The sequence below is a fragment of the Inquilinus sp. genome (genome assembly GCF_057815775.1).
This window is the reverse complement of sequence record NZ_JBYRFX010000735.1, coordinates 1-4,791: the sequence shown is the minus strand read 5'-3', so window position 1 is coordinate 4,791 and position 4,791 is coordinate 1. Positions and strand designations below refer to the sequence as shown.

Below are 4,791 nucleotides of genomic sequence, written 5' to 3'. Positions count from 1 at the left end.
CGCTCGGGCAGGGCACGCTCGCCGGGCTGGCGAACAATGCCGGCATCGCCGTGCCCGGTCCGCTGCTGCAGATCCCGATCGACGATCTGCGGCGGCAGCTGGAGGTCAATCTGGTCAGCCAGCTGGCCGTGACCCAGGCCTTCGCGCCGCTGCTGGGCACCGACCCGGCGCGGACCGGGCGCAGGGGCCGCATCATCATGGTGTCGTCAGTCGGCGGCCGCCGCGCCATGCCGTTCAACGGCCCTTATTCCGCGTCCAAATTCGCGCTCGAAGGCCTGTCGGAAAGCCTGCGGCGTGAGCTGATGCTGTTCGGCATCGACGTGGTCGTCGTCGCGCCCGGCACCATCGAAACACCGATCTGGGACAAGGCCGAGACGGTTGATCTGGCACCCTTCGCCGGCTCGCCCTACGAAGCGCCGCTGGCCAGGTTTCGCCAGCTCGCGCTGACCATGGGCCGGCAGGGGCTGCCGGCCGACCGGGTCGGCACCATCATCGTCCGGGCGCTGACGGCGGCACGGCCCAAGGCGCGCTACGTGATCGCGCCGAGCCCGGCGGGGATCCTGCTGCAGAGCCTGCTGCCCAGCCGGATGATGGACCGCATAATCGCCCGCCGGCTGGGGCTGCGGCCGGCGGCGCCATCGACATAGCCGTGAGGCCCGGGGCTCAGCTGGTGAAGTGCCGCCCGAGACCCAGGCCGGCCAGCCCGCGGCGATAGGCGATCGAACTTCGGTCGGCGGCGATGTGCGCTTCCGCCATCAGGTCGAGCGGCAAATCCTCGGGGTGCTGGTTCTCCACGATCGCCCGGTCCTCCTCGAAGATGCGGCGGTTGAACTCGTAGACCGGCTCCGGCGGGCCGTCCGTGTCGAAATCCCGCACGATCGGCACGAACAGCCGGGTGCGGCGGGCCGAGACGGGGCAGGCGGCGTTGAAGATCGACAGGCGCTTGCCCTCGGGAAAGAAGATGGTCAGGCGCGGGCTGAACGGCAGCTCGATCTCGAAATAGCGCCGCCACAGGAAGCCCTCGGGCGCCGCCAGGTCCAGGCCATGCGGGAAGTTCGGCACGTCGCTGATGTAGTCGGCGGTCAGCAGCCGGCCGGTCCAGGCGACCTGGTAGGAGGGCACGACCGGGTTGCCGCGGTTGGCGAAGGTCTGGTCGTGGATCCAGGCGAAATGGGCGACGTCGATGAAGCCTTCGCACTGGCGCCCGGCCGATCCGGCGATGTCGATCCAGGGCGGGACGATCTGCTGGAAGCCGGGTTCGTCCCACAGCGGGAAGGACGGCATCAGGGCCGGGTCCGCATCGGGGTCGAGCGAGGTCCAGACCAGCCCGAAGCGCTCGATCGCCGGGAAGGTCGCGATCCGCAGGCGCGATGGGATCGTGCCGCCCGGATCGGCCGGGATGGCCCGGCAGGCACCGTCCGGCCCGTAGCGCAGCCCGTGGTAGCGGCAGACGATCTCCTCGCCCTCGACCCAGCCCATCGACAGGGGCACGCCGCGATGGATGCACAGGTCTCGCGCCACCACCGGCCGCCCGTCCGGCGTGCGGTACAGCACCAGGCGCTCGTCGAGCAGCGTCGCCGCGATCGGCGTGCCCGGCACCAAATCGGCTGACCGGGCCACCGGGTACCAGAAGCGCGCCAGGATCTGCCAGTCATGCGGCTCGAAACTGCAATTCCGCGGCGCCTGCAGCGTCGCGTCACCGGCGGCGGCGGAGCAATCGGGGGACATCGGCATGGCCTCTCATGGACGGAGGTCCATGGTTTCCATGCCGGATGACGCGATCATGTCGCCGCGGGCTACGGATGACACGCGACGGCGCGTCCGCCGCGGCCCGCCTTCGGATCAGTTCAGGAAGTCGCCATGCTTGCGGACATGCTCGGCCAGGCCCAGCGTGTGCTCGCGCACCAGCCGCTCGGCCAAATCGGCGTCGCGGGCTTCGAGGGCCTCGACGATTTTCTGGTGGTCGGCCACCGAACGCTGCGCCCGGTGGTCCTGGCCGATCGTCACCCGGCGGATGCCGCGCATGTGGATGAACAGGTTGTCGGTGATGTCGACGATCATCTGGCAGCCGCTGCTGCGGATGATCTGCTTGTGGAAGGCGATGTTGGCGTCGGAATACTCGCTGACATGCTCCTCCGGGTCGCGGTCGCGGAACACGTCGACATAGTCGTGCAGCTTACGGATCTGGGCGTCGGTGGCGACCTGAGTGGCCAGCCTGGCGGCCATGCCCTCCAGCGCCGCCCAGACCGTGATCATCTCCAGGACCTCGGCCTTGGTCTTGCGGATGACGAAAATGCCGCGGCGGGGGACGGAGCGGACGAAGCCCTCCTGCTCCAGCAGCGTCATCGCCTCGCGGATCGGGGTTCGGCTGACGCCCAGCATCTCGCTCAGCTGCCGCTCCTCCAGCTTGATCTCGCCGGTGTGGCCGTAGATGTCCATCTCGGTGATGGCCTGCTTCAACGCCTTGTAGGCCTTGATCCGGAAGCTCGATTCGGTGTCGAGCGGCTTCACGTCGATCTGTGGAAAGCTCATCGAGGGCCCTTCTGTCGGCGCGGCCGGCGTTCCCTTCGGCTATAGCCCCGGGCGCCGCTGGCCACAAGTATACCGTGGACGAGAGTCCAAAGGCAGTCTCCTCCCTTCGGCCCAATTCTGTTAGGCTGATTGACATCAAGTATTTTGTATACCACCATAAGCCTCGGTCGGCTGCTCAGCGGCCTTTGTCTCCAAGAAAACGGGAGGAAGGCGCGACCATGAAACTCTGCATCTATGGCGCCGGGGCCATTGGCGGCTATCTCGGCGTCCAGCTTCACCGGGCGGGGGTCGAGGTCAGCCTCGTTGCCCGTGGCCTGCATCTCGAGGCGATGCGCCAGAACGGCTTGGCGCTGAAGATCGACGATGAGACCCGCATCGCCCGCATCCGCTGCACCGACAATCCGGCCGATCTCGGGCCGCAGGATTATGTCGTCATCAGCCTCAAGGCCCATTCGGTGCCGGGGGTGGTGGAGGCGATGCAGCCGCTGCTGGGGCCGGACACCGCCATCGTCACCGCGGTGAACGGCCTGCCCTACTGGTACTTCTACCGGCATGGCGGCGCCTTCGAGAACCGCACGATCGAGACCGTCGATCCCGGCGCGCTGCAATGGAACCGCCTGGGGCCGCAGCGCGGCATCGGCTGCATCGTCTATCCGGCGACGGAGGTGGTATCGCCCGGCGTGGTCGAGCACCACTACGGCGACAAATTCCCGATCGGCGAGCCCGATGGCAACCGCTCGGCCCGCATCGTCGCTCTGCATGAGGCGATGCAGGCGGCCGGGCTGCAGGCGCCGATCCGCGACAACATCCGCGACGAGATCTGGCTGAAGCTGTGGGGCAATCTCTGCCTCAACCCGATCAGCGCGCTGACCCATGCGACGCTCGACGTCATCACCGGCGACCCCGCCACCCGCGACGTTGCCCGGCGCATGATGGCCGAGGCGCAGGCGATCGGCGACCGGCTCGGCGTGCAGTTCCGGGTCAACATCGAACGCCGGCTCGACGGCGCCGGCGCGGTCGGTGCCCACCGCACCTCGATGCTGCAGGATCTCGATCGCGGCCGGCCGATGGAGATCGACCCGCTGGTCACCGTGATCCAGGAGCTCGGCCGCATGGTCGGGGTGCCGACCCCGACCGTCGACACCGTGCTGGCCCTGGTGCAGCAGCGGGCCGGCATCGCCGGCCTCTACAGCCCGGCCCCGCGAACCGCCGAGACCAAGCGTGCCCCGGCGCTGGTCCCGGCCTGATCCATCCCGCCCATTCATCCCAAGCAGCCGCAAGAGCCGCTTTCCCCCGAGGAGGAACCCAGCCATGAGAGCCGAAGACATTCTCCGCCAGAAGGACACGCGCATCGTCATGATCCGCGTCGGTGAGACGGTGGCCACCGCCGTGTCGCTGATGACGAAGGAGATCGTCGGTGCGCTGGTGGTCAAGGAGGTGTGCCGCACCGAGGGCAATGTCGTGGTCGGGGTGTTCTCCGAACGCGATGTCGCCCGGGCGCTCGCCACCCATGGCGCCGCGGCGCTGGCGATGCAGGTCTCGGCCTTCATCGGCCGCACCGTGATCAGCTGCGAGCCGCGCGACAGCATCGAGACGGTGCTGCGGCTGATGGATGAGAACCATATCCGGCACGTGCCGGTGATGGAGGACCACACCCTGGTCGGGGTGATCAGCGCCCGCGACCTGATCCGCCACTTCCTGCACCAGGCCTCGCCGGCGCTGCAGGACCCGGCGCCGGCCGTGGCCCACGCCTGATTTCCGGTTTCATCGATCGCACCGCGGCGGCCTGAATCGCTGCCGCGGGCGATCCTGTCTCTGTGCAATGCGGCGCCGTCTCCGGGCCGCGTGGGGAGGTCTGTGTCCATGCGGGTAGGAGTGTTGCGTGAGCGCCGGGAGGGCGAGCGCCGTGTGGCGGCGACGGTGGACAGCGTGAAGAAGCTGATCGCGCTGGGTGCCGTGGTGGTGGTGGAAGCGGGTGCGGGCCTGGGCAGTGCGGTGACGGACGACGCCTACCGGTCGGCGGGGGCGGAGGTGGCGGCGGATGCAGCCGCGGCCCTGGCCGGCGCCGATGTGGTGCTGAAGGTGCGGCGTCCGCTGCGGGCGGGGGAGGGCGAACTGGACGAGCTGTCGCTGATCCCGCGCGGGGCCACGCTGATCGGCATCCTGGAGCCCTATGACGATGCCGAGAGCTTGGCGGCCTACGCCTCGGCCGGCATCGAGAGCTTTGCCCTGGAGCTGGTGCCGCGGATCACCCGGGCG

5 protein-coding genes and 1 pseudogene are annotated in these 4,791 nt (G+C 68.9%); 4 read left to right on the top strand and 2 right to left on the bottom strand.

What is annotated here, in order from left to right; translation table 11 throughout:
* On the top strand, positions 1–647 hold a 647-nt coding region (locus AC3XYG_RS25805; RefSeq protein WP_489142736.1), incomplete at its 5' end, for an SDR family NAD(P)-dependent oxidoreductase.
* Between the two features lie 16 nt (positions 648–663).
* Here AC3XYG_RS25805 and AC3XYG_RS25800 read toward each other — a convergent pair.
* Positions 664–1,734, bottom strand: coding sequence for a Rieske 2Fe-2S domain-containing protein (locus AC3XYG_RS25800; RefSeq protein ID WP_489142735.1), 1,071 nt, complete (start codon positions 1,732–1,734; stop codon positions 664–666).
* Positions 1,735–1,842: 108 nt separating this feature from the next.
* The gene (locus tag AC3XYG_RS25795) at positions 1,843–2,532 is read right to left on the bottom strand and encodes a GntR family transcriptional regulator (protein ID WP_489142734.1); all 690 of its coding nucleotides are present in this window, start codon (positions 2,530–2,532) and stop codon (positions 1,843–1,845) included.
* Positions 2,533–2,750: 218 nt separating this feature from the next.
* On the opposite strand from AC3XYG_RS25795, the gene AC3XYG_RS25790 reads away from it, so the two are divergent.
* The 3 genes and pseudogenes from AC3XYG_RS25790 to AC3XYG_RS25780 all read left to right on the top strand — a co-directional run.
* Positions 2,751–3,779: a 2-dehydropantoate 2-reductase gene (locus tag AC3XYG_RS25790; protein ID WP_489142733.1), complete on the top strand. Its 1,029-nt coding sequence runs from the start codon at positions 2,751–2,753 to the stop codon at positions 3,777–3,779.
* A 64-nt stretch (positions 3,780–3,843) separates the two neighbouring features.
* Complete coding sequence (locus tag AC3XYG_RS25785) at positions 3,844–4,287, top strand: CBS domain-containing protein (RefSeq protein WP_489142732.1); 444 nt, start codon at positions 3,844–3,846, stop codon at positions 4,285–4,287.
* A gap of 108 nt (positions 4,288–4,395) precedes the next feature.
* A pseudogene (locus tag AC3XYG_RS25780) lies at positions 4,396–4,791 on the top strand (NAD(P)(+) transhydrogenase (Re/Si-specific) subunit alpha); the annotation flags it as partial.

Bases quoted from the DNA above. Each gene is read 5' to 3' on its own strand.
- AC3XYG_RS25800 (WP_489142735.1), bottom strand. From the start codon at position 1,734: ATGCCGATGTCCCCCGATTGCTCCGCCGCCGCCGGTGACGCGACGCTG.
- AC3XYG_RS25795 (WP_489142734.1), bottom strand. From the start codon at position 2,532: ATGAGCTTTCCACAGATCGACGTGAAGCCGCTCGACACCGAATCGAGC.
- AC3XYG_RS25790 (WP_489142733.1), top strand. From the start codon at position 2,751: ATGAAACTCTGCATCTATGGCGCCGGGGCCATTGGCGGCTATCTCGGC.
- AC3XYG_RS25785 (WP_489142732.1), top strand. From the start codon at position 3,844: ATGAGAGCCGAAGACATTCTCCGCCAGAAGGACACGCGCATCGTCATG.